This window comes from Sphingobacterium hotanense (genome assembly GCF_008274825.1).
In the GTDB taxonomy this organism is placed as follows: domain Bacteria; phylum Bacteroidota; class Bacteroidia; order Sphingobacteriales; family Sphingobacteriaceae; genus Sphingobacterium; species Sphingobacterium hotanense.
Map to the genome: position 1 here is coordinate 992180 of NZ_CP030848.1, position 25945 is coordinate 1018124.

The 25945-nt window shown below is 41.7% G+C and carries 23 protein-coding genes; 9 read left to right on the plus strand and 14 right to left on the minus strand.

The features are described from left to right. Positions 1–31: 31 nt before the first annotated feature. The 4 genes from DSM08_RS04115 to panC all read right to left on the minus strand — a co-directional run bounded on the left by DSM08_RS04115 (position 32) and on the right by panC (position 4658). Positions 32–505, minus strand: coding sequence for a thioredoxin family protein (locus DSM08_RS04115; RefSeq protein ID WP_149524968.1), 474 nt, complete (start codon positions 503–505; stop codon positions 32–34). Next, positions 505–2850, minus strand: coding sequence for a TonB-dependent receptor (locus DSM08_RS04120; protein ID WP_246172448.1), 2346 nt, complete (start codon positions 2848–2850; stop codon positions 505–507). The genes DSM08_RS04115 and DSM08_RS04120 overlap by 1 nt, the downstream gene beginning before the upstream one ends. A gap of 523 nt (positions 2851–3373) precedes the next feature. Beyond that, a complete protein-coding gene (gene panD, locus DSM08_RS04125) occupies positions 3374–3721 on the minus strand; it encodes an aspartate 1-decarboxylase (RefSeq protein WP_149524969.1) in 348 nt (115 codons plus the stop codon). Between the two features lie 94 nt (positions 3722–3815). Next, a complete protein-coding gene (gene panC, locus DSM08_RS04130; protein WP_149524970.1) occupies positions 3816–4658 on the minus strand; it encodes a pantoate--beta-alanine ligase in 843 nt (280 codons plus the stop codon). A gap of 143 nt (positions 4659–4801) precedes the next feature. Between panC and DSM08_RS04135 the strand changes: the two genes are divergently transcribed. Continuing rightward, positions 4802–5623, plus strand: a complete 822-nt coding sequence (locus tag DSM08_RS04135; protein WP_149524971.1) for a glycogen/starch synthase — start codon at positions 4802–4804, stop codon at positions 5621–5623. Between the two features lie 80 nt (positions 5624–5703). Here the strand turns inward: DSM08_RS04135 and DSM08_RS04140 are convergent, their stop codons facing one another. Then, a complete protein-coding gene (locus DSM08_RS04140) occupies positions 5704–7368 on the minus strand; it encodes an SUMF1/EgtB/PvdO family nonheme iron enzyme (protein WP_317131796.1) in 1665 nt (554 codons plus the stop codon). Between the two features lie 39 nt (positions 7369–7407). Between DSM08_RS04140 and ispF the strand changes: the two genes are divergently transcribed. Next, positions 7408–7890, plus strand: a complete 483-nt coding sequence (gene ispF / locus DSM08_RS04145) for a 2-C-methyl-D-erythritol 2,4-cyclodiphosphate synthase (RefSeq protein WP_149524973.1) — start codon at positions 7408–7410, stop codon at positions 7888–7890. Here ispF and DSM08_RS04150 read toward each other — a convergent pair. Next, on the minus strand, positions 7887–9110 hold the full coding sequence (locus tag DSM08_RS04150; RefSeq protein WP_149524974.1) for a TCR/Tet family MFS transporter: 1224 nt from the start codon (positions 9108–9110) through the stop codon (positions 7887–7889). The genes ispF and DSM08_RS04150 overlap by 4 nt on opposite strands. Before the next feature lie 301 nt (positions 9111–9411). On the opposite strand from DSM08_RS04150, the gene DSM08_RS04155 reads away from it, so the two are divergent. Both DSM08_RS04155 and uvrC read left to right on the plus strand, forming a co-directional pair. Continuing rightward, positions 9412–11673, plus strand: a complete 2262-nt coding sequence (locus tag DSM08_RS04155) for a penicillin-binding protein 1A (protein ID WP_149524975.1) — start codon at positions 9412–9414, stop codon at positions 11671–11673. Positions 11674–11743: 70 nt separating this feature from the next. After that, positions 11744–13540, plus strand: a complete 1797-nt coding sequence (gene uvrC / locus DSM08_RS04160) for an excinuclease ABC subunit UvrC (RefSeq protein WP_149524976.1) — start codon at positions 11744–11746, stop codon at positions 13538–13540. Positions 13541–13547: 7 nt separating this feature from the next. On the opposite strand, the gene DSM08_RS04165 is transcribed toward uvrC, so the two are convergent. Together DSM08_RS04165 and DSM08_RS04170 are read right to left on the minus strand one after the other, a co-directional pair. Then, on the minus strand, positions 13548–13877 hold the full coding sequence (locus DSM08_RS04165) for a metal-sulfur cluster assembly factor (RefSeq protein ID WP_149524977.1): 330 nt from the start codon (positions 13875–13877) through the stop codon (positions 13548–13550). Position 13878: 1 nt separating this feature from the next. Further along, a complete protein-coding gene (locus DSM08_RS04170) occupies positions 13879–15045 on the minus strand; it encodes a glycosyltransferase family 4 protein (protein ID WP_149524978.1) in 1167 nt (388 codons plus the stop codon). A 105-nt stretch (positions 15046–15150) separates the two neighbouring features. Between DSM08_RS04170 and DSM08_RS04175 the strand changes: the two genes are divergently transcribed. Both DSM08_RS04175 and DSM08_RS04180 read left to right on the plus strand, forming a co-directional pair. Beyond that, positions 15151–16128: a polyprenyl synthetase family protein gene (locus tag DSM08_RS04175; protein WP_149524979.1), complete on the plus strand. Its 978-nt coding sequence runs from the start codon at positions 15151–15153 to the stop codon at positions 16126–16128. Between the two features lie 70 nt (positions 16129–16198). Then, the gene (locus tag DSM08_RS04180) at positions 16199–16975 is read left to right on the plus strand and encodes an amidohydrolase (RefSeq protein WP_149524980.1); all 777 of its coding nucleotides are present in this window, start codon (positions 16199–16201) and stop codon (positions 16973–16975) included. Between the two features lie 5 nt (positions 16976–16980). On the opposite strand, the gene DSM08_RS04185 is transcribed toward DSM08_RS04180, so the two are convergent. Continuing rightward, positions 16981–17424, minus strand: a complete 444-nt coding sequence (locus DSM08_RS04185) for a hypothetical protein (RefSeq protein ID WP_149524981.1) — start codon at positions 17422–17424, stop codon at positions 16981–16983. A 120-nt stretch (positions 17425–17544) separates the two neighbouring features. On the opposite strand from DSM08_RS04185, the gene DSM08_RS04190 reads away from it, so the two are divergent. Then, positions 17545–17985 (plus strand): MarR family winged helix-turn-helix transcriptional regulator, encoded by a 441-nt coding sequence (locus DSM08_RS04190; RefSeq protein WP_149524982.1) that lies wholly within the window; start codon positions 17545–17547, stop codon positions 17983–17985. Between the two features lie 17 nt (positions 17986–18002). Here DSM08_RS04190 and DSM08_RS04195 read toward each other — a convergent pair whose 3' ends face one another. The 4 genes from DSM08_RS04195 to DSM08_RS04210 form a co-directional block, all read right to left on the minus strand. Then, positions 18003–19556: an FMN-binding glutamate synthase family protein gene (locus tag DSM08_RS04195; protein WP_149524983.1), complete on the minus strand. Its 1554-nt coding sequence runs from the start codon at positions 19554–19556 to the stop codon at positions 18003–18005. A gap of 187 nt (positions 19557–19743) precedes the next feature. Then, positions 19744–20505, minus strand: coding sequence for a Rossmann-like and DUF2520 domain-containing protein (locus DSM08_RS04200; protein ID WP_149524984.1), 762 nt, complete (start codon positions 20503–20505; stop codon positions 19744–19746). Then, positions 20505–22973 carry a heme lyase CcmF/NrfE family subunit gene (locus DSM08_RS04205; protein ID WP_149524985.1) on the minus strand — a complete coding sequence of 823 codons (2469 nt, stop codon included), beginning with the start codon at positions 22971–22973 and terminating at the stop codon, positions 20505–20507. Before DSM08_RS04205 ends, DSM08_RS04200 begins: the two co-directional genes overlap by 1 nt. A 24-nt stretch (positions 22974–22997) precedes the next feature. Beyond that, positions 22998–23402, minus strand: coding sequence for a cytochrome c maturation protein CcmE domain-containing protein (locus DSM08_RS04210; RefSeq protein ID WP_149524986.1), 405 nt, complete (start codon positions 23400–23402; stop codon positions 22998–23000). A gap of 302 nt (positions 23403–23704) precedes the next feature. Between DSM08_RS04210 and DSM08_RS19275 the strand changes: the two genes are divergently transcribed. After that, complete coding sequence (locus DSM08_RS19275; RefSeq protein ID WP_246172451.1) at positions 23705–24295, plus strand: hypothetical protein; 591 nt, start codon at positions 23705–23707, stop codon at positions 24293–24295. Between the two features lie 6 nt (positions 24296–24301). Continuing rightward, positions 24302–24652: a glycosyl transferase family 90 gene (locus DSM08_RS19280; RefSeq protein WP_262713916.1), complete on the plus strand. Its 351-nt coding sequence runs from the start codon at positions 24302–24304 to the stop codon at positions 24650–24652. A 3-nt stretch (positions 24653–24655) separates the two neighbouring features. On the opposite strand, the gene DSM08_RS04220 is transcribed toward DSM08_RS19280, so the two are convergent. Continuing rightward, entirely contained in the window at positions 24656–25888 is a 1233-nt protein-coding gene (locus DSM08_RS04220; RefSeq protein ID WP_149524987.1) for a dicarboxylate/amino acid:cation symporter, read from the minus strand. Positions 25889–25945 lie beyond the last annotated feature (57 nt).

A 25945-nucleotide genomic window follows, 5' to 3' on the forward strand; every position in this document is an offset into this window, starting at 1 on the left:
TTATAAATGTGCTACAAAACAGTGAAAAAAATTATAAAATTTTTAATAATTCTTTAATACTAAGGTATTTGGATGTGCGTTTTTTTGCGCTAAAATCGGAGTCAAGTAAGATTGTAGTCGGAAAAACATATTGCTTTGGATTACCTAAAATCAATTTAGCGAGCGTATGGTAATTCCCTCTTCTTTTAGATTTTAGTTCATTCGTATAAGTTACGCCATCGAAGTTGATCATATCTGCGGTTTCTGCGTCAAATTGTACGCTGTAGTATTGCTTATTTAATTTTTGGATTACCTGAGGATTCTGAAACGTTTCATTGAGCATCTTCTTGCAATAGCTGCACCAGTCAGTGTGGAAGAACAATAGGACCGGCTTTGGACTTGTAGCCAGGGAATCATCTAATTGCTCAAAGCTAAGCCAATTGATCTCGGCTTTCGCAGGCTCCTGAGCCTGCGAAAGTGAGATCGACATTAATAGTTGTGCTATAATGATTTGTAACAACTTCATTAGTGAAAATGTCCTATTTTAACCCCGAAACTAATCGTTCGTGGTCTTGATGGTCCGTAGATATATTGTGAGTCGCGCAATGCACCGGTGTCAAAATCCTTTTGGAAGGCATTGAAGATATTTTGCATTCCGCCGAAGATCTCCATGTTCAGATCTTTCTTCAACGCGAAGGTGTAGCCGAGGCGTAAGTTTAGTTCCATAAAGTCAGGCGATTTCTTCAGTAGGAATTGATCATCAGCCAACACATGCGGAACAATCATGCTTCCGGTATAAACACCTGTTAAATCCACGCTAAAAGGTGCTACAGGCTTCCAGTTTGTATTAATGTATCCGTAAGTATTTGGTGTGCGAACGAAGCGCTTAGAGCTTACGTTTTCCGCTTCTGTAGCCCCTTCGTATAGCAATTGATTCTCTTCATAGTTGGAGCGCTGTATGGTTCCACCTGCTTGAACGCTGAAACGTGATGATGGCGCAACATTCAGCTCGATATTGGAGCCATATACTTTGGCGCCTGCGCCGTTTCGCATCTCCTCGATGATGAGGTTTTCCTCTTCGGAGGTCATCACGGTTGTGAATGGATTTTTAAGATCAGTATAGAATCCTTCTACTAATAGGCTGGTTTGCAGGGAGCCGAAGTTTTTAGTGAAGTTCAAGGATCCGGTATAGGCATTGGAGTATTCTGTTTTAAGGTTTTCTCCAATCAACACAAAGACTTGTTGTCCCCCGATGGACGTTACGTGCATATCTTCATTGAAGGCTTGCGGAGCGCGGAAGCCGCGTGCATATCCACCACGGAATTGTAGGAAATCTGTGATGTCGTAAAGCAAGGTGATTCGTGGGCTAAAAGTTCCGAAATCTTCTGCGGAGCTACGGTTATAACCTGCTAACTTATACTTTCCATCGACGTGCGTATAGTCATAGCGAGCGCCGAGTAGGGACTTTAGGTTCGGTAGGATATTCCATTCATATTGGAAATAACTACCGATTCCATGCGTCTTTTGGTCAATCAATCGCTCATAGCCTGGGATATTATCCTCTGTCTTGTTTCCTGAATATTCCACTCCGGCAGTGATGACGTCCTTTTCGAAGGTATAGGTGTACTGCGCGCCAGCGACCATCGCGAAGTCATCTGTCGTGCCGTAAGAATTGGATGCGAGTATAGAATCCTGCGCTGTTCTTCCGCCGCCGAGACCACCGTAGAAACTCTCGCGGTTAGTCTTTTGGGCCGACGCGTATAGCGACAGCTTATGTTTAAAGTCCTTCGAATATTGGTCGAAGGTCAAGCCGCCGATAAAGGAATTTGTACGAAGCTGTTCGGTTACATCGGTAAAATGCGGTGCAAGGTCTAAGCGGTCGCCACCACGTCGAAATTCATTCAATACACTTAAATCAACTGTTAACTTATTGAATTCAGATGGTTTGAAAAAAGCTTTCGTGCCGAAAGTCAAGTTTTTTAGTTTAGTCATCTCCGAGAAATCATCGCCATTGGCGTCATAGGTCTCTCTGTTTCGATGCATCCCATAAAAGGTCGCGCCCGCTCGCAGATCATTGTCGACATAAGACGTATTGAAGTCAATTGTATTATCCCAAGACTTTCCGTCAATAAGGGAGTTTGTCGATTTTATTTGCCAGTCGTTTTCAACAGGATCCTTGGTGATAATGTTGATTGTTCCGGCAATCGCATTGGCGCCGAATAGCGCAGAGCCTCCGCTGCGTACGACTTCGATACGATCGATCATACTCGTAGGAATCTGATCTAAGCCATATACGCTATTCAAGGCGGAGAAAACCGAACGACTATTGATCAGAATTTGTGAATAAGCACCTTCCATACCGTTTAAGCGTACTTGGGTAAACCCACAGTTCTGACAGTTGTTTTCCACTCGGACACCAGGTTGGTAATTGAGTGTTTCTGACATGGCTACGGATTGTGTGGCATTGAAAAGTTTTGGGCTTAACACATTGACAATAACGGGAGCTTTCTTTCGCTCCATGCCATAGCGTGACGCACTGACAACCACCTCATGCAGGTTCAGGTTGTCTTCATGCAATGCTAGGGATTGGAATCTATTGATCTGCTCACCTTGAATCAGCTTTTTCAAAGGTTGATAACCGACCGCACGAACCGTTAGGTTTGCTTTATTCAATCCGTTAATATGTATTTCGAAGTTACCGAGGGTATCTGTAGAAGTTCCGATTTGTGTACCGTCTATTTGAACGGTTGCATTGGCGATAGGATCTTGTTTATCGTTGATCACCTGCCCCTTAATTTGGGCATAAATAGTTTGCTGCCCCATCCATAAAAAGAATAGGCATAACATATACTTGTTGTATAATAATGTCATTAGAAATTTAGCTATAAATCCAACATGAATTAGGCTTATCCGGATAGGATAAACCAATCGGGTATCCATATATCGATGGATACCAAAAATAAAAAGATGGGTTATACTAAAAGGGCAGGAGGACCTCTATCGGCGTGACTGTGCGCTGAGCGGGTTATGTGTTGGCTTTCAGTAAAGCCAAATTGTACTTCTGATAAAAGGGTCTGTATAGGAGTACTATACACAAACGGTGACCATTCGACATAACTGCCTTGATAGATGATATCGAGGTATCTAATTTCTGCGTCCGAATGGTGTCGGTGATGTTTTTTCTCTCCTAAGTTATAGGGGTGAATGTGGGTGACTATTTCTCCGGTTGATGTCACCTCTTTGTGCATAAACACTACGCCGCTGACGATAATGCCACACATCCATATGAGGAGGAAGCGAGCTATCGATAAGCGATATGTAGTTGATTTGTGCATAGTCGTAAAAAGCGAACGGCTATAAATTTACAAAATTATAGCCGTTTTCACTGATCTCGTTATATTAATTTGTTATGGTCGTCGGGGAAGATAGTCGTTGGCTTATGCTTCTTGGCTTCTTCGAAGTCCATCAGGGCATAGGAGATGATGATGACGATGTCACCAACCTGCACCAATCGTGCCGCGGCTCCGTTTAAACAGATAATACCCGATCCACGTTGTCCAGGAATTACATAAGTTTCCAAACGAGCGCCATTGTTATTATTTACGATTTGAACTCTTTCGTTCGCGATAATGTTCGCAGCATCCATCAAATCCTCATCAATGGTGATGCTTCCAACATAATTTAATTCAGCCTGAGTGACATGTACTCGGTGAATTTTTGACTTCATTACTTCAATCATCATGATGCAAAGTTACGCTTTTCTTTTTTTTATTTAGGACAGTTATTCTTTGTTGGCAGCGCGTTTAAGGCGCTTAGCAAGCTGGTTTCCGGAAAAATTACAGTAAGATGTTATCAATCAATCGCACGCCTTCGAGCCATGCCGCAACTAAGACGACATATTCCTTTTCAGGATCGAACTGGGAAGCGGAGTGGAGCGTGCTGGTCTCGCAAATTGCCAGATATTCCAATTCAACTTCAGGAACTGCTGCTATAATTTCTTTCGCCTCATTAATCAATACTTGTGGAGATCTTGATTTATTGGCGGTTTTAATGTGATTTAGCGCTTTGTATAGAATTAGAGCAGTATCTCGTCCTTCATCAGTCAATCGGGCATTACGTGAGCTCAATGCGAGCCCGTTTTCATTCCTTACGATTGGACAGATTAGTAGTTTTACAGGTAGCTCCTTGATTTCAATCATCTTTTGGATAACCATAACTTGCTGGAAATCCTTTTGTCCAAAGCATGCTTGATCTGGTTCTACCAAAGAAAACAGTTTATATACGACTTGTGTAACACCTTGGAAGTGTCCCGGGCGATGCTCGCCCTCCCAAATTCGATCGAGATCTCCTAAATCTATACGCCAAGCCGGATCATTCGCTGGATACATTTCTTCGACTGTAGGCAGGATGAGTATATCGCAATCTGCTGCTTCTAGTAGCGCGATATCCTGTTCGATCGGACGTGGATATTTCTCTAAGTCTTTGGGGTCATTAAATTGTGTCGGGTTAACGAAAATGCTACAAACGATGATATCAGTTTGCGGTTTCGCATAATCGATGAGAGAGATGTGGCCTTGGTGTAAAGCGCCCATGGTAGGGACAAGCGTTATGGTCTTGTTTTGCGCTTTCAATCCTGCTAGAGCTTCCTTAAGCTCATTTTTTGTGCGGAATATTTTCACTTCTGTTTATTAAAATAAGGTACAAAAGTGAGGAATAATCTTTGAATTATAAAATGATGATTTTTAAGGAATTGTAAAATTCATTTATTATTAGTACCTTTGTAGACCGATTTTACTATTCAATATTAAAAAAAACTTTGGAGATGGCAAAAACGAAAATCTTGTTTATAACCCATGAAATGTCGCCTTTCCTTGAATTAAGTAAAATTTCTGAAATTACACGCCAGTTACCACATGCGATGCAAGAAAAAGGATTCGAAATTCGGATTCTGATGCCTCGTTTTGGTAATATTAATGAGCGCAGAAATCGTCTTCATGAAGTGATAAGGTTGTCGGGAATGAACATTGTGGTGGACAATAATGATAATCCGCTAATTATTAAAGTAGCATCCTTGCCTGCGGCAAGGATGCAGGTGTATTTCTTAGATAATGAGGAATATTTCCAGCGGAAGAAGGTCTTTCGTGATGAGAGTGGGAAGTTCTTTGATGACAACAACGAGCGTTCTTTGTTCTTCTGTAAGGGAGCATTGGAAACTGTTAAGAAATTAGGTTGGTCTCCGGATGTAGTACACTGCCACGGTTGGTTTACAGCTATGGTTCCTGCTTACTTAAAGACTGCCTACAAAGATGATCCTACATTCAAAGATGCTAAAGTATTCTATTCGTTGTACGAGGAAGACTTTGCTAACGCATCATTAGGTAGTAAGTATGCTGAATTGGCATCACAAGTTGATATCGATGCTGCTGATCTTGCTGCTTACGGATCTGGAAGTTTTGTAGATCTAACAAAAGGCGCTTTGTCATTTACAGACGTCGTAGTTAAATCTGATGAGAACATCGATCCAGAAATTATGTCTTATATCAAAGACAACAACATCCGCTTATTCGCTCCTGCGTCTGATGACGATTATGAAGCGTTCGGAGATTTGTATGATGAATTTGTAAACGAAGAAGTATCTGCATAGATTTTACTTCGGATTCGCATAAAGAAAAGGGCTTTGAAATTTCAAAGCCCTTTTCTTTATGTCTTATTTTTTGAATGCTATTAACGGCGCGTGTTTGATGCAGGTCCGTAAATATTTCCAACCATGGTCATTGCACATCGGAATCCAATCATTGCACTGGACTGATCTTGTTGAGCGAAGCGACGTGTCGCTGGGTTCAACCAGTAAGCTCTGTCGTTCCATGATCCTCCTTTATAAACGCGAGACTTATCATTCACAAGCGTTGCTTTTCCGAATAATGCTTTTTGCTCTTCGTCTAAATATCCGCGAACATCATGATCGTAAGCTGTTGCTGCTCCCATATTGATTGAGTCGATTGTCTTTGCTTGTTGCAGTTCTTCCCAAGTCTGTTTGCGCGCAGCCTTTGCAGGGACCTTGATTGGTCTTCCATACTCATCTTTTGCTAGCGTTCGAGTTTGTGCATCTTCATATTGATTATCCATGAACACATGTCCACGATAAGGGTTGAAATCTTCAAAGTCCTCGAAAGATAATTGGCGATAAACATCACTAACCCATTCATTCACATTTCCGGCCATATTATATAATCCAAAGTCATTTGGTATATAAGCACGTACCGGTACAGTGATATCTCCACCATCATTTAAATTACCTGCCACTCCCATATTATTACCGGAGGTAATTTTGAAGTTGGCCAACATCTTTCCTTGCGATTTACGCTGTGCAGAACGCACGCCTAAGCCGTCCCAAGGATAGGTACGAGCAGTTTGAATATTTCCTTGGAATGAATTTCCAATTAATCCAAGGGCTGCATATTCCCATTCTGCTTCCGTTGGTAAACGGTAAGGTTGTTTTAATACACCATCTTCCATGCGTACCGGACGACGCGCATCTTTGGCAGCACCGATACTGTTATCTTTAGGCATGTTCTTTCCATCGACGTTTTCGCCGCGGATCTGTCCATTTAGATAAAGTTCAGTATTAAAACCAGTTTCCGGTTTTGTCTGCTGGCTATTCATGGTTTTATAGTCCATCAATACACCCGATTCGCGAAGAATGTGCTCATTTACGCGATCTGTACGCCATTGGCAATACGCATTCGCTTGTTCCCAGCTTACACCAACAACAGGGTAGTCTTGGAACGAAGGATGTCTGAAATATAAGTTAACGTAAGGTTCGTTGTAAGATAGGGGATGGCGCCATACTAGCGAGTCAGGAAGTGCATCATAGTACATCTTTCCGTCTTCAGGATAGCTTTGCGCAATCCATTGCAAGTATTCTAACCAGTCTGCATTAGAGACCTCTGTTTCGTCGATATAGAACGATGCAACGGTCACACGACGTTTCGCATTGTCATAGTCATAACCCAGATCTTCATTAAGGCTACCTCCCATCACAAAAGTACCGCCTTCGATGCCTACAAGGCCGGGGCCTGGAGCTTCTTTGACTTTACGATTGATCTGCAGACCGCCATTATAAGGGTCGTTGTACTTCACGCCGGTTTTCGACGAATAATTACTGTTGTGGCTTTTACTACACGAGCTAAATATTAATAAACCGAAGGCTAGGCAAAGTGTTGGAATTAATATTTTTTTCGAATACATCATAAATAATGAGGATTTAAAATCCAAAAGTAGTAAATAAATATTAGAGGAAAATGAGTTTCCTGTACTGTATTCAATGATTTTTAACGATTTGTAGTAAAATGTTGGAATAATAGCTTGTAATAGGCGATTTTCCTTCATTTTTTTAACAGAATATATTGCTGTATCTTCGTAACAATTATGAAAATAAAAGTAGGATTTGGCTTTGATGTGCACCAAATGCGCGAAGGGCACCCCTTCGTTGTTGGAGGCGTCAAACTGGAACACCATGCAGGTGCGTTCGGACATTCAGATGCAGATGTTTTGGCTCATGCGATTTGTGATGCAATTCTCGGCGCTGCCAATTTAGAAGATATTGGTTATCATTTTCCCAATACTGATGATCGTTGGAAAGGCGCGAATAGTTTGGATCTATTGAAGCACTGCGTAGCTTTAATAAAACAAAAGGGGTATGAGCTAGGTAATATCGACGGCATGCTTTGTTTAGAAGCACCTAAGATCAAGCCTTATATTCCTCAAATGAAGATCAATATTGCCGAAGCAGCAGGAATATCGGTAGACGATGTATCGATAAAGGCAACGACAAATGAAACGATGGGCTTTATCGGGCGAGAGGAAGGTGTTGTTGCTTATGCAGTATGTTTAATACAAAAAGCAGACTAATCTTTCTGACGATTTCTAAAATATTGTAAGGCAGTCAAGCAGGCGATCAAGCCTAATAAACTAGCCAGATAAAATGGAGCACTAGGCATATAAAGCGTGGTGCTCTTTTTTGTGAAGAAGGAAAAAAGGCTGGTCATCATCAATGGGCCGATAATAGCTGTCAAACTGATGATACAGGTCAATCCCCCTTGAATCTGTCCCTGCTCGTTTGCTGGAGTTTGATTGGATATGGAGCTCTGTATGGCGGGGCCGGCAATGCCTGAGAAAACATAGAAGATGCTAGAGAAATAGAGCATGGCAGACGAGCCTGCTAGTCCCATCATCAGAAAGGCAATACAGCTCAGTAAGAGACCAAAGATGATACTTTTCGGTATGCCTATTTTAGGGATAATGATGCGAATCAACCCGGCCTGTACAATAGTTAATAAGATTCCGATAAATCCAAGAGAATAACCGATGATTCTTTCATTCCAATCAAAGCGTTCCATCGTGTAATAGGACCAAGTACTCTGGACGGCATGGGCAGCAATATTGATTAAGAAAATGCAGAGGACGAGCGGCTGAATATGCACGTAGCGCCCGATATGTCGGAAACTACCGATTGGATTGGCGTTTTTCCAGCTAAAAGGTCTTCTGTTTTCGGGTTTCAACGACTCCGGGACGATGAAATACCCGTATAGAAAATTGAAAAACGTTAAACCTGCGGCTGCGAAGAACGGAACTCTAGGACCATAATGACCAAGTAAACCTCCTAGTACAGGCCCGATAATGAAGCCTAATCCAAAAGCAGCACCCAAAAGGCCAAAGTTTTGCGCCTTATTCTGTGGCGTACTAACGTCTGCAATATAAGCTGCAGCAACGGTATGGCTAGCTCCAGTGATTCCGGCTACAATGCGGCCTACAAATAGCCAAAATATGCTTGGGGCAAATCCAATCAGTATGTAATTAATAGCGAAGCCAAATAGCGAACATAATAATACCGGTCTTCTACCATAGCGGTCGCTTAGATTTCCTAATACTGCCGCAAAGAAAAATTGCATAAATGCATAGCAGAATGTAAGCCAGCCGCCATATGATGAGGCTTGACTAATATCGCCATGGATTAACTCTTTAATCAAAGCAGGCATTACCGGAATAATAATACCCAGACCTATGGAGTCTAATACGACGGTAAGAAAGATGAAGAATAGCCCAGATTTAGTGTTGATTTTCGCCAGCATACTATTGCGAAGGTAGCTATTTGAAAGCGATTATCGCAAATAGATAAACATTATTGCCGTAGAAAATTGACGGATGTCCATTGTATAAATGATTTTACAATTCCCGTTAAAATGGGTTTTCTCTTTTCTCTAAACACGATCACCAGAAAAATATTTGTTCATTTTTCGTATATTCCTTTTGGTCCAGAAAAATATGGTACTTTTGTACCTGTAATCTAACAATTGGCACACTTACTGATGTTATAGGAAATCGAAACTATCACACAGTGAGTGAGGCTTTCGTGGTTTCATTAATTAACAAATGAAGAGAGAAGCAAAAAGTAGTAATCTTACCGAAGAAGACGTAAAAAGGTATACGCGTAATTTCTGGAAAATCTTAATTGGACTGGTGTTGTTTGGCGCACTATTTCTACTCAGTGTCCGCATCGGTATTTTCGGAAAGTTACCAACCTTCAAAGACTTAGAAAATCCCAAAAGTAATTTAGCATCTGAAATTATTACTGACGATAATCGCGTATTAGGAACCTATTATGTGCATAATCGCTCCAACGTAAAATATTCTGAATTATCTCCATTCCTTGTTCAAGCCTTGGTTTCTACGGAGGACAAGCGTTTCTACGAGCACTCAGGTATCGATTATTCACGTACGATATCTACGGTTTTATTAACCCTAAGTGGAAACAAGCAGGGAGGTAGTACGATTACCCAGCAATTAGCGCTGAACCTTTTTGGTGAACAAAGAGCGCGCAGCTCGGTGAAGCGTATCATGCAGAAGTTTCAGGAATGGATTACTGCGGTTCGTTTAGAGCGTAATTATACCAAAGAAGAGATCATCATGATGTACTTCAATACGGTAGACTTTGGAGCCTATAATACTTTCGGAATTAAATCAGCAGCTCGTACTTATTTCAATACCACTCCAGATAAGCTGACTGCGGAGCAAGCTGCTTTATTGGTAGGGATGTTGAAAGGTCCAGGCCAGTACTCACCGGTTAGACAAAAAGAAAGAGCATTGCAACGTCGTAATTTGGTGTTGGCTAACATGCGTAATCAGAACTTTATCACGGCTGAGGATTATGCAAAGGCATCGGAGAAACCTTTAGGTCTGAAATTAACGATTTCGAACTATGGCGAAGGTCTAGCGCCTTATTTCCGAGCGGTGTTGAAAGAGGAAATCAAGAAAGAATTTCAGCGTCTAGCTATCACAAAACCTGATGGTACTCCATACGATTTAGATCGTGACGGATTAAAAATCTACACCCCGATTAACTATAAAATGCAACAGCACGCTGAAGAAGCTCAGAAAGAGTGGATGACGCGCTTGCAGCGTGAGTTTGATAAACAATGGAAGCGCCGCAATGCTTTTACAGGCAAGAACGCAAACCTTTTAGAAAAAGGGATGAAGCGTTCGGATCGTTATATCGCATTGAAAGCAGAAGGTTTGTCGGACGCACAGATTCGTAAGGAATTTGATAAGAAAGTTCAAATGAATCTATTTACCTGGAAGGGTAATATCGATACGACGATGACTCCAATGGATTCTATCCGCTACACCAAGCTCTTCTTACGCAATGCGATGATGGCGATGGAGCCAAAGACAGGTTATATCAAAGCTTGGGTCGGTGGTATCAACTTTGAGCATTTCAAATATGATCAAGTACGCTTAGGAACTCGCCAAGTAGGTTCCACCGCGAAGCCGTTTGTGTATGCTTATGCTATTGATAATGGCTACGGACCGTGTGTATCTATTCCTAACCATTCTAGAACTTACGGTAACTGGACACCGCGCGGAACACAGCAAGGTGGTGACCCTATTACGTTGAAAAATGCAATCAAGTACTCACAAAACTATGCTTCTGCATATCTGATCAATGAAGTTGGAGCAGCAAACGTTGCGGATCTAACGAAGCGTATGGGGGTTAACTCAAATATCCCTAATGAGCTTTCCATTGCGTTGGGTTCTTACGATGCTTCTTTGTTTGATATGGTTGGTGCATATTCAGCTTTTGTTAATCAGGGCACTTGGGTAGAACCGACCATGATTTTACGTGTTGAAGATAAAAACGGCGCACCGATTTATGAAAAAGCACCAAAGGTATTGAAGGCTTTGAACAGCGAAACAGCATATGCTATGGTGGATATGTTGAAAGGCGTAGTTGATGGTGGTACGGGTAATCGATTGAGATGGGATCCCAACTTTGGTGGATTGAAAAACCCAATTGGTGGTAAAACAGGTACTACGAATGATAACTCTGATGCTTGGTTTATTGGTGTAACTCCAGACCTGGTTACAGGTGTTTGGACTGGTGCGGAGGATAGAGGTATTAGCTTCAGCAGTATGCAATATGGACAAGGTGCCGCTGCGGCGATGCCGGTATTCGGGTTGTTCATGAAACGCGTCTATGCAGACAAGGATCTTCATTATACGCAGGAAGACTTCCCAATGCCTCCAGGTGGAATAACGCGTTTTGAAATGAACTGTTCGAACTTCTCTCAATTCTATGGAAATGATCCAAGTAGAACAGAAACACCGTTGACAGAAGATGATCGACTAGGATTCTAGTCATACAACGATATCAATTTTTTTACCAGACTGAAAATTTACGTAAATTGAAGTCTGGTTTTTTTATGCAATGATGGAATTTGATTACAGGAAAGAATTGACCAAGATACCCCATAGACCGGGAGTATACCAATATTTTGATAAAGAAGGGACTTTAATCTATGTCGGAAAGGCAAAAGATCTGAAGAACAGAGTGGGTTCTTATTTTGTCAATTCTGATCAACTGAACAGCAAGACTCGTGTGCTGGTCCGTAAAATCAACCGCATTGCTTTTACCATCGTAGACACCGAGATTGATGCCTGGCTTTTGGAGAATAGCCTGATCAAAAAGCATCAGCCTCGTTATAATGTCATGCTCAAAGATGATAAGACCTATCCTTGGATTGTCATCAAACATGAACGCTTCCCTCGAATCTTCTGGACCCGAAAATACATCAAAGACGGGTCGCGATATTTTGGTCCCTACGCTTCAGTAGGTATGATGCACATTGTTTTGGATATGATCCGAGAACTTTTCCCCCTACGCACCTGTAACCTAAGTCTTAGTCAGGAGAACATTGCAAAAGGGAAATTCAAAGTCTGTTTGGAGTATCAGATCGGCAATTGCAAAGGACCCTGTGAGGGTTATCAAACCGAAGAGGATTACAATCAGAATCTCAGCGATATCAAGGATATCTTAAACGGTAAAATTACAGTGGTGACCAACCGTTTGAAAGAGCAGATGCAGGAAGCGGCCGGACGGATGGATTTTGAAGGCGCGCAGAAATTTAAAATGAAGCTTGACAAACTTGCCAACTATCAAAGCAAGTCTACTGTCGTAAGTTCCTCGATTACCAATGTGGATGTGTTCAGCATTGCTTCGGAAGATAATTATGCTTTTGTAAACTTCCTGAAAGTCGTGAATGGCGTTATTATTCAAACGCAGACCTTGGAGATGAAAAAGCGTTTGGATGAATCCGATGCAGAGCTATTGGCTATTGCTATCCCGGAAATAAGGTCCCGCTTTCGGAGCCATTCTAAGGAGATTATAGTACCTTTCGAGTTAGACATCGAAGGGAATGAGGATAATCGATTTGTGGTGCCTAAAATGGGCGAGAAGCGAAAGCTACTCGACCTATCGCTCAAGAATGTGGCCTACTTTAAAAAAGAGCGTTTGTTGCAATATGAGAAGCTTAATCCGGAGGTGAAAACAGAACGCGTCTTAAAGCAGATGCAGAAGGATTTGCGCCTTCCTGTACTCCCTCGTCATATCGAATGTTTTGATAACTCCAATATTCAAGGGAATTATCCTGTATCGGCAATTGTTGTCTTTAAAGACGCTAAACCTTCGAAGAAAGATTATCGGCATTTCAACGTGAAGACAGTAGAAGGGCCAAACGACTTTGCGACAATGGAAGAGGCGGTTTTTAGGAGGTATAGAAGACTGCTGGACGAAGACCAAAGCCTACCTCAATTAATCGTCATTGACGGTGGAAAAGGACAATTGGGAACAGCATTGAAGAGTCTTAGACTGTTGGGGATTGAAAAGCAGGTCACCGTAATCGGTATTGCTAAACGTTTGGAAGAATTATTTTATCCGGGCGATCAATATCCCCTTTACTTAGATAAGAAATCAGAAACCCTAAAGATTATTCAGCATTTGCGTGATGAAGCGCATCGCTTCGGTATTACCTTCCACCGAAATCAGCGTAGTCGAAAGACTTTTGTTTCGGAGTTAGACAATATTCCCGGCATAGGGAAGGTGACGGTAGAGAAGCTGTTGAAGACCTTTAAGTCGGTAAAAAAGGTGCGAGAAGCTTCGGATGAGGACCTAAAAAAAGTGCTCAACCTTAAACAGATTCAAGCACTTCGACAGTATTTTCAGTAGAAAAGGACTAAAGCAGTCCTAATTCCAATTTTGCTTCTTCAGTCATCATATCTTTTGTCCAAGGCGGATCAAAAGTAAGTTCTACCAGCGCTTCGTCGATGCCATCGATGGCAGCTACTTTTTGCTGCACTTCATTCATGATTTCTCCAGCTACCGGACATCCCGGTGCAGTCAGCGTCATGACAATCTTCGCTTGCTTATTCTCTTTTGTTATGATTTCATAAACCAGACCTAGATCCAGAATATTTGCAGGCTTCAATTCCGGGTCATAGACCGTTGCTAAAGCATCTTGTATTTGAGGGGCTAAACCTAGCCTGTCCATGATAATAATGTTCATCCTATTCTCCTTTTCCTTTTGCCAATACCTGTTGATAAATTTGCTCGAGTTGCTTCATCACCAACGCGCGCTCGTATTTCTGCAGATATTCACGACGACAATTCTCTTGAATTTCTAATTTCTTTGCAGCATCTAAATTGACCCATTCAGCTAATCGCTGGATAATGTCCGTATGATGGTGTGGATCAAAAAGTAGACCTGTATACAAAGGTACAACCATTTCCGTTAAAATTCCAATATTGCTTGCTAGCACCGGTACCCCAGCCGAGTAAGCCTCCAATACTGACAAAGGCATGGCTTCATAGCAAACAGAAGGCACAACGAGTGCTGTTGCTCCAGCCAAATGCCTACTGATTGCTTCACGCGACTGAAAGCCCATGTACTGAATGTTGGGAGAATGATTACAGATCTGTTCTACGTCTTGTTGTAGCGGACCGGTACCAAATATCTTCAAGGGATGGTTAGTAGCTTTCCAAGCATGTAATAAAGGGAGGATCCCTTTTTCCTCTGATAAACGACCGATGTAAATAAAGGAGCTATCATCAACGATGCTATCGGGCTCTATTTGTGCAACAAAGTTGGGCTTCACAATAAACTTCTCCGCAGAAACCGGAAAACTGGATTCTGCAAATATTCGTTTAGCAAAATCTGAGAGCACAATGTATTGATCAATAGCGTTGAAAGTTCCACGATTGCGGTGGATCCAATAGGTCATAGCTGTCCAAAACGTTTTAATATACGAATTTTCCAACACTTTCTTTTTCACAGCATCCCAGGGGAACTTGGACTTGATTGATTCCAGGTAAATATTGCCATCGTGAAATAATGTAGCCGATGGGCAGATCAACCGGAAATTATGCAGCGTCAACAACATAGGAATTCCCAGCTTCTTCAAATGCAGAATAAACAGCGGGCCTAAGGCATAATGCATGTTGTGTATATGAATGATATCAGGCTTAAATTCCTCCACTTTGGAACGGATGCGCTTGGTTTCTTTCCAATTCCAAGGGTAACTCAAGTATTGCAAATAGCCTTTTATGCCTTTGACGTTCTTTACGGAATATAACTCTACTTCATGCGCCTTCAGGAGGATATCCATTTCTTGTCGCATGACGAAATCTTCGCCTCCAATGTGTTGGTATTGATTATGAATGATAAGAATCCGCATAAATAGATTGTGAATTTTCGCAAGTTACATAGACTGACCTGAAATTCAAAAGCCCAAAACGGCGTTTCCTTTCAAAATTCCTTATCTTCGCCTAATTAAAAGATTATGTTCGAAACGCATCCCTACAGCACACTAGTTAGTCAATATCTGCAAGAACGCAGTTTTCCTCAGACGCCTGCTTATCTTTATGATCCCATTCGCTATATCCTCTCCCTTTCTGGAAAGCGCATTCGCCCAATGTTAGCATTGATGGGGGCACGTTTGTTTGGGAAAGAAAATCTACAGGAGGTATTGCCTGCAAGCTGTGCGATAGAATATTTCCACAACTTCTCACTGATTCATGATGATATCATGGATAAGGCGCCTTTGCGAAGAGGAAAGCCAACAGTGCATATGCAATGGAATGATAATGTAGCCATATTATCTGGTGATGCCCTATTAGTGAAAGCGTATGAAGAACTGGCGTATTGTCCGGCCGATAAGATTCCTGCATTGCTTCGCGTATTCAATCAAGTTGCTTTAGAAGTCTGCGAGGGACAGCAGCTGGATATGGATTTCGAGAATATGGAAATCGTGTCCGAGCAGGCTTATTTGAATATGATCAAGCTCAAAACATCGGTTTTACTAGGTGGAGCCTTGAAAATGGGGGCCATCCTATCAGACGCTAGTGAAGAGCAACAACAATTGATCTATGATTTCGGAGTGAACTTAGGAATTGCATTCCAATTACAGGATGATTTTCTAGATGTTTATGGCGATCCTTCTAGCTTTGGCAAGCAAGTAGGAGGCGATATTCTTTGCGATAAAAAGACCATTCTGCGTATCCGCACGCAGCAATTAGCAGAAGGCGAAAACAAAGAAGAATTGCAGAATCTTCTTTTTCCTAATCAGCTTAGTGACGAAGAAAAGATCACGAGGATGAAAAAGTTATACAGCACGCTTGCGGTTGATGAATACACAAATCAGCTAAAAGAAGAATATATGCAGTTGGCATACAATCAATTAAGCGCTATTGGTGTTCCTGAAGCGAATAAAGCAGAGCTTTTTGCATTGGCAGACATGCTGATGAACCGTGTTAAGTAATTATGAAATTTGCAAGGATTTTGTTACTTTGGTAATTAGAATAATACATAGCGAAAAAGGATTTTAGCAAATGGAGCCTTTAAAAATAACAATATTTCAAGCCTATCTTTTTTGGGAAAACGTCGATAAGAACTTGCAGAACCTTTCTTTGCGCCTATCGGCACTCAGAGAAAAGACAGACTTGATCATCCTGCCAGAAATGTTCAATACAGGTTTCACGACCAATGTCGAGAAGTGTGCTGAAACGATGTCGGGCAAAACAATGCACTGGCTCTATGAGACTTCCAAGAAGTTCGACTGTGTGATTGCCGGAACACTCATCATCGAGGAAGAAGGCAAATATTATAACCGCTTTATTTGGATGTCGCCAGATGGCAGCTATGTACACTATGACAAGCGCCATTTGTTTAGCATGGCAAACGAAGATAAGGTATTTACCCCAGGGCAATCCCGCGTGATATTGCCACTAAAGGGTTGGAAGATCTGCCCAATGATCTGTTATGACCTTAGATTCCCTATCTGGTCTAGAAATCAAAACGGAGCCTACGATTTATTGGTTTATACAGCGAGCTGGCCAGATAAACGATCGCAGCATTGGCGCGCTTTAATACCAGCACGCGCAATTGAAAACCAAGCGTTCGTTATTGGTGTCAATCGTGTCGGACATGATGGTAATGAAGTTTATTATTCAGGCGGTTCGATGTGTATCAATCCAAATGGTGATGTAGTGTATTATAAACCGGAGGACGAGGATTTATATACATTTACCATCTATCCGAAAGATCTAGAGGAAAACAGAGATCGCTTTCCTTTCCTTGATGATCAGGATCAATTCAAAATTCTCTAAATCAACTAGTCTTTATAAGGGCGTTCTAAGATTGCTTGTTGAATAATAGCACGTCTTAGGTCAAATTCACCCTGTATATTGGAATGCTCTTCAACAAGTGCTAAAGCTTGCTGCTGCTGTTGTTGTGCTTGTCTTTGTTTCATTTGGCGAGCTAATCGTTGTTGATGAGCCAACTCTACTTCGTCAATTTCCCGAACCTCAGACTGATAAACTGGTATAGGAGGGATTTCGTCACGCTTTCTCTCTACACGAAGAACAATAGGTTTAGCTTCCTGTTGCTTCTGCGCAGACTTCATAGATTGTGGTTGTGGAGTAGGAGCAGGGGGCTGCATTTGCTTCATCCGCTCTTGCATGCGCTTCCTCGATTTTTCCATTTCCTCCTTATAATTTTCATAAATCTTATATAAGATTCCGCCAACTACAAGCAGTATTGTTAAAATAGTCTCCATAGCCTTAAAGTTAATTATTTTTTCAATCAAATCCGCTTTGTAACATTTTTATTTGCAATTCTCTTAATTTATCTCTTAATTGCATCAACAACTGTTAACCGTATTAGCCAAATTATTATAATGGATGTAGCAAACATGTACCAAGACGAATTCTATTCGTTCCTGACCGGTCGGGTTTCCACCGCGATAGGACGTCGTCTACAGCGTAATTTTAAACAGATAGGTTTAAATATTACCGCGGAGCAATGGAGTATCCTGTATTTCTTGTGGGATTCAGAAGGGTTAAGCCAGCAAGATCTTGCGCGTCTTACCTTTCGCGACAAGCCGAGTATTTCTCGCTTGATTTCCAACTTAGAGAAACAGAAATTATTAGTTCGTGTAAGCGGATCGGGGGACCGCAGAACAAATCAGATTTATTTAACTGCACAAGGCCATAGAATTAAAGATAAGTGTATGGCACAAGCAGAAAAAACTATCTCAGAAGCTATGGAGGGAGTCGATAGAGATTCTATGCGACAGGCTCAGCAGATTCTGGAGATAGTTTTTAACAACCTTAAATAAGGTTTATGATATTTTTATTAGTCAAACACTTCCGGAGCGAAATCGCTTCGGTTGTTGACTAATTTTCCTGTATTCTTGAAATAAATATCCTGGAAACTTAATGTATTCTGGCTGTCTACCTTACGGAAGAATTTATCTGCAGAAACATCTTCCAGCGTTTTGAAACCACAAGCTTCCATAATCTCAACCGTTGCACGCAAGGTATTTCTATGGAACTGCGCTACGCGGACATACTTATCCTGCACGTCTAATCCTTTGTATAGGTGAGGTTGTTGTGTGGCAACACCAACTGGACAAACGTCTTCATTACACTTCAATGCTTGGATACAACCTAATGCGAACATCATTCCGCGCGCACTATAACAAGCATCAGCACCTAAAGCAATCACTTTAAGAATATCGAATCCCGTAACGATACGGCTTGAAACGATAATCTTGATATGTTTCTTCAGACCGTAGTTGATTAATGTCGTTGTTACGAAAGCTAAAGCATCGTATAAAGGCATACCTAAGTTATCCGTGAACTCAAGAGGAGCAGCACCCGTACCACCTTCAGAACCGTCAACCGAGATAAAGTCAGGCATAATTTGCGTTTCTTGCATTGCATGACAGATATCTAAAAACTCGTTTTTATCACCGATACATAATTTAAAACCTACCGGCTTACCATCCGATAGTTCACGCAATTGCTGGATGAAATGCATCATCTCCACGGGCGTGCGGAATGCGCTGTGCGCTGGAGGCGACATAACGTCTGTTCCAGGAACAACGTGGCGAATTGCAGCAACTTCAGGCGTGTTCTTTGCCGCAGGAAGGATACCTCCGTGACCTGGCTTAGCACCTTGCGATAATTTCAGCTCGATCATCTTTACATAGGGTCTTGTTGATTTTTCGCGGTACAACTCAGGCGAGAAGAAACCATTCTCATCACGGCAACCGAAATAACCTGTACCCACTTGCCAGATCAAATCACCACCGCTGATATGGTATTGACTGATACCACCTTCGCCCGTGTTATGAGCGAAATTTTGTAAGGCAGCACCCTTATTCAACGCTGTGATAGCTGTGCGGCTTAACGCACCGTAACTCATTGCAGAGATATTGAATACACTTAAGCTATAAGGCTGCTTACATTGGCTGTTTCCAACCATAGTACGAAGGTTATGATCTTCGATGTGAACCGGGAAAATACTGTGTGCAGCCCATTCATTACCCACCGCTTGCGGATCAGATTGCATACCGAATGCTACGGTCTCACGTTGGTTTTTTGCACGCTGATAAACAAGCGAACGCTGACGACGGTTGAAAGGACGTCCATCAGTATCGGATTCCCAAAAGTATTGTCTCAACTCCGGGCGAATAGATTCGAAAAAATATCTGAAATAACCTACTAATGGGTAATTACGTAAAATCGCGTGACTTGTTTGGAAACTGTGATATAACGCAATAATCAAAAGAGGGAAAGGGATTAATAATAACCAAAACCATCTCGGTGTGAAAATGATACCGAAAGAAATGATGATTAAGTTAATAAGGATGATCGTCCCTAAAATTAGTTTTCTAACCTGCATGATAGATTTATTATATGATCAAAAGCTTTTTTTCAATTCCAGATTGATGCTGCTATAAATGTGCCACATTAAATAACAGATCAACCGCTTGACTATTAAGATGCAAAATTAGCAAGTTCAACGAGTATAAAGAAGAATTTGATGAGGAACGTAAAGATTTAGTGATTTTCTAAATTTTAATTGTCTTTCATCCTCTTTTTTTAATAAGGCTGGTTATTTGTTGGTAAATAGATTGCCATTCAGGATTGTCACTAATAAACTGTAAATGCTTATTTATCGTCACATCGTCATTTCTTATTGCGGGTCCTGTCTGAACGTCCTTAGGAACGTGATTTTGCACCTTTTCTGCCGTTTCAAGGATGATTGGTCGCATCAGGTCAAAGGATAAATTCTTCTGCTCTAAAAGCTCGTAAGCCATCTGATATAAGGCATTACTAAAGTTGTTGACCATGACGGCAGCTAGATGAATCGCCAAGCGCTGCTCGCTAGAGCAAGGGAAGACATTCGAAGATAATTCCGAAAATAATCCTTGCAACAAAGCTTCATCTTCTGCGGTATTGGCTTCAATACCGAAGGGAATTTTATTGAAATTAATGGCAACCGTCTTGGAAAAACTTTGAACAGGGTAGACCACGCCAAAGCGTTTAAAGCCCGACAGTGCTTTTATGTCCGTTGCACCCGAACAATGTATAACGAGCCCTGCTAAATGCTGAAGCATCTGCTCAACGACTGAGGGAATAGCTGAATCGCTAACTGCTACGATATAAAGATCAGCGGTCAAATCAAGCTCCTCAAGTTTATCGGTCGCCAGGCTAGAAAGCGAATTAGCCAATGCATGCGCATTGGCTAATGTATGACTATAAATCTGCGTAATGTGATGTCCTAATGCAGCAAGGGCCTTTCCCCAAGTGCTGGCGATGTTTCCGCTGCCTATTAAAACAATGTTCATTAGCTGGTCTTTACTTTACTAATTCTAGAATCTTTTAATCTTCTGTAGATGGCCATACAGAATCCGATGGTCATCACGATCGTTCCGCACCAGAAGAAGTTGATATAAGGGAATTTTATCGCCTTGAATACCACCCATTTCTTTTCAGGAAGAGGCTTTTGGTAAGCGATTAATTCTAGTTTATTCTTGTCTGGCATAATGTTCGAGAAACGGAAGCGAAGGCCCTGTTCAGGAACATCTTTATGGAAATCCATCGTATTGCCACCTTTGATCATGAAGATAGGCTCTGCCTTAAATTCTTTGCCATCTGAAGCCACAACTCTAATTTGCATACCCACCAGTACGTCGCCTTCTTCTTTAGGAATATTCGAGATAGTCGCATTTTTATTGATGGCATCGATGATATAGTAACCATTTCTGTAGCGTAGGGTATCGCCAATATTAACCTCATAAGTCGCCGGCTCTTCGTATTCATCAAAGCTGGAACGCTCTGAAGCGTCTTCCTCTTGGTTTACGGCTGCTTGTGAATCCGAAGCTGCTGCAGTAATCAAGGTGTAGATATCGTGTGTTAAGAAGTGTTTTGTGCCTGGAGTACCAATCAATCCACCCATTTGTGGGTTATTCTGTGCGAAAGGCATCAGTACGAAGGATTCCTTCACGGCACCTGTTTCCTCGTCTATGCGCTCGTAATTGATCTTGTAGAATACGTTTGGAGCAGCAACGGAGTCACCTACATAGGTAATCTTGTATTCGCCCATCTGCACCGGCTCGCCTTCTGTCAAAAATAAGTTCTCGCCCGGTTTTTCTACCTGATCGAAACCGGCAACTGCAATATAATTACTGCTATTCACCGAGATGACCTCATTAGTAGCAGCCGCAATTAAAGCTCCAATCAATAATAAACCGAAACCGATATGGGATACGGCTGATCCTGCCAAACGCCATTTGCCTTTGAAGGAGTCTGCTAATATCTGCAGGTTTGCTAAGATCGCAAACACGGAACTGAACGTAATCAGGATGTACATGATATTTCCGTAGACTTTCGTGAAGTACACGATTACAGCGGACAGAACCAATGCGATAATAAACGATGCTAGGGTGGAAGCCCAGAATTTCTTAGCATCTGAGCGTTTGTATTTCAAGAACTGCGTAAAAGCAGTTAAAGTCATAACCACAACGGCGAATGCGCCCTGCCATTTATTGTAGTGCGGGATAGGGTCGATTGGCGGAGCTACCTTCGTACCGAACAACGCGTTGAACACCGGAATGGAAGTCGTTGCAATCATCTGCACACAGGCAACTGTAAGTACCAAGGCTCCGATAAATAACCAGAACTCACGCGAATAAATATCTTCTTCTTTCTGCGTAGAAGGCATTTCTTTCTTTCTGAACACTAAGACCACAATCATAATGACTAAAAAAGTTAGATTGAACAGGATGAGCTGTCCGGACATCCCTAAACTCGTAAAAGAGTGTACAGAGGTTTCACCCAAGATACCGCTACGTGTCAAATAAGAAGCGTAGATCACCAATACAAAACTAATTAAGCATAGGAATGCTGAAGTAAAGTAAGCGTGTCCAGTATTTTTGAAAGCTACCATCACGTGCACTGCCGCGATTAAGGTTAGCCAAGGAATAATCGATACGTTTTCCACCGGATCCCAAGCCCAAAAGCCACCGAAGTTAAGCGCTTCGTATGCCCAGAAAGAACCCATAATAATACCAGCTCCCAAAATCATGACAGCGAATAATGCCCATGGTAATCCCGGGTTGATCCAATCTTTAAAGCGTTTCAACCAAAGGCCAGATGCTGCATAAGCAAATGGAACGATCATGGAAGCAAAACCTAAGAATAGGGTAGGCGGGTGGATAACCATCCAATAGTTCTGTAATAAAGGATTCAATCCTCTACCATCAGGAATCATGGATAAGTAATTTGCATTTTTTAAGAAAGGGAAATTCAATGCATCGCGCAAGAGAATAAATGGCGAGCTACCGATACGGGAGCCAAATACCTCTACACCAAGTAGCATGGATGCCAAGAAAACCTGACATAGCATGACGAAAGTCATTACCGGACTTTCCCAAGATTTCGCTTTAAAGACCAATACAGTCCCTAAAACGGCTTGCCAAAACATCCACAACCAAAAACTACCTTCCTGTCCTTCCCAGAATGCGGAAATGATATAGTGTGTCGGAAGTTTTGTCGATGAATGCGCATAGGCATAATGATATTCAAAAAGGTGGTTATAGATAATGTAGAATAGGGTACCACCAATAACTGCAATAGACAGCGCGTTTAACCAAAAACCAATACGGCCCATGGTTCTCCACGATGTCACCTCGGGATTTTTACTAGCAAAAAAATAAGAAATGAAGGAAAATAATGCCGCACCAAAGGAAAGTACAACAAAGAATTGTCCTATTTGGCCTGGCAACAGGTTTTCTCCAACGTAATTTACGTCCATAAGGAATTAAAAAAGTATTTTAAATTAAAGGGCTGCGGAAGACGTTTCAATCACTTCCATTTGATCTTGATTGTACTTCGAAGGACATTTCATCAAAATCTTACTCGCATGGAAAGTGTTGCCTTCCATTTTTCCGGTCAAAACGATCTGCTCAGAACGTTCGATGTCCTGAGGTTTGGACCCATTGAATACAACCTGACATTCAGTGCTGTCATTATCATACATGTAGAATGAAAAATGGTTAGCATCTGTAACAGGATCGTAGTGTAAAGCCTTTTCTTTATTTAAAACCCCTACAACATACAGTTCTGTATTTTTTTCTTTCGCTTCAGTAAACGTAGAATAGGTACTTGAATCTGTATAGATCACAAGAATCATCGCAATCGCAATAGCGATAATACCAATTAAAATGATCGAGCTTTTCTTCATCTTATGTTAATATAATTCTAATCAATTACAAAAATACGAAATACAACGCACTGCAATGAATTAAACAAATATTTGAAGTTATTTAGAATTGTTCTAATTTAGTGTAGCGGCCATTTGCAAGCGCTTGTAAGTTAATGTGTTGGCTTGAAAACGCAAACCAAATTTGAATTGTAAAATGATGATTGCAATTCATTGACCTATATGGCGCAGTTTTATGATTAAATCTCCACTTTAAATTTTACCTTTAAATTGGATATACTTCGATTGCGAAGCGTCCATTTTAATAATTATTACCCTTTGCTATGAACATTAAGAAGTTATTGTTCCAAAATAAGAACTTTAAGCCCTGGTGTTACCTGAAAGCCGAATTCCGAGATAAGTTTGCTGCCGACTTCGTTAGTAAAAGAGAATCACTTTTACAGACTCTATCGCGATATGATGGTAACGAAATTCAACAACGCGTAGATTATTATAATAAACTCTCCGGGCATCGCCCCTTATTGAATGGCAGACTCCGAATCGCCGATTATCATCGTCCTGATCATCTTAAAGTGTACTATTACGATAGTAAAGAATACTTGCGCTATTTCGAGGGTGACTTGACGTTTCAGTTGGTGCCTGGTGATGTTGTCGACATCCCGGAGTCGCCAAGCATCGTAAAAAGCCGCCCTATTGCAGGCGATAATGCAAACTCGGTCTTGTTAAACCTTGACAAGATCAGGCATTTCAATTTTATAAAGGATGATATTCCTTTTAGGAGTAAGATGAATAAACTTATTGGTCGTGCGGCTGTGCAACAAGAGCATCGCAAGGCTTTCTACGAACTTTATTTTAATCATCCGCTCTGCGATCTAGGCGATATCATGAAAGGTAGTAAGTGGGAAAAGCCATAAATCTCGATTACCGAGCATCTAAAATATAAATTCGTCCTTGCTATCGAAGGACACGATGTAGCGACCAACCTCAAGTGGATTATGTCGTCCAATTCGGTCGCCGTCATGCCCAAGCCGACCTATGAAACCTGGTATATGGAAGGTACGCTGATTCCAAATGTGCATTATATCGAGATCAAAGCCGACTATAGCGACCTGGAAGAACGCCTCAACTACTATATCGCACATCCTGAGGAGGCAGAGGAAATTGTAAAGCAGGCGAATGGCTATTGCAGGAAGTTCCAGGATCAGGAAAAGGAAGATCTGATTGCCGTGATGGTATTATCGAAGTATTTCGAAGTGACGAATAATGCTTAAATATTAAGCTTCGGCACTTTCAGCTTCAAATTTCTCTCCCGAGAACCGTGTCACCAGCATGGCTGCCACGGTATCGGCAGTTGCATTCAATACCGTTGCCAATGGATCGACTAGGGCGCCAATGATCAAAATGGAAGGCACAGCTTCATTCGGGATTCCATAGATCGAAATCATCAGCATCTCGCCAATAAATCCACCATTGGGAATTCCGCCGGCTACCATGGATACCAACACGGTAATTCCTACTGCTGTAATCAAGGTCGTGGGTTCAAAGAAATCCCATTGGAGAATGGAAAATGCTACGTAGATCTTTAAGATAGATGAAATAGCTGATCCATTCTTATATAGCGTATTTCCTAGCGGGATGACAATACTGGCGATGTTATGCGGAATGCCTATTCTTTTTGCCGCCAACAAGTTAGCAGGAAGGGTGGCCAAACTTGAGCAGGTACTCAGTGCGGTTAGCGAAGGCGCAATATTATGCTTCCAGAACAAAGGGATACCCGATGGACCTTTTGCGATAAACGCATAAAGGCTGAAGAATACGAGGAAGAATATCATTCCGAACACATAGTAAAAGCCCAGCGGCTTTGCATAGAATCCGAAAAGCTCTGGTCCTAATGTTTTCACTTGAAAGGCGAAATATGCGCCAAGACCTATAGGCCCTGCTTTCATGATCAAGGTCAACAGATTCTCCATGACCTTGTTTCCTGCATTTAGAAACTGTGTAAACTGTTTTCCCATTTCGCCAGAACGACGAGTTGCAACGCCGACCAATAAGGAGAATATAACGAATGCCAGGATGCTTTTGCGAGATAATAAATTAGCAAACTCATCTACCGACAGGAAACGAACAATGCGGTCGCCCCAAGTGTCTTCAGGATTGCTCGGCAGCGCGTCTGTCAGCGCATTGCTGTCCTGCAGTGCTGTAACCGGGAAAGTCCAAAGCCCAAAGATTGTCGCAACGGCTGCTATCACGATGGTCGAGATAAACACGATCGTCATGATGCTGATTGTTTTTCCCAGGGTTTTGCTGTCCTCTATATTAGCGATAGAAGAAGAAATAGCGAAAAATAAAAGTGGAATGACCGATACAAAGAGCAGGTTCAAAAAGATATCTCCAACTGGTTTCAACACATCAACGGCCGATGGGTAAAATACGCCTATTAAGCTACCGATTGTGATACCAACGAGCAACCAGATGATGCTTCCATAGTTTTGTAGAACCTTGTTCATTTAAATATTCTTTGAGAAAAGCTAAAATAGTTGTTTTTATTTTAGATTTGCCAAAAA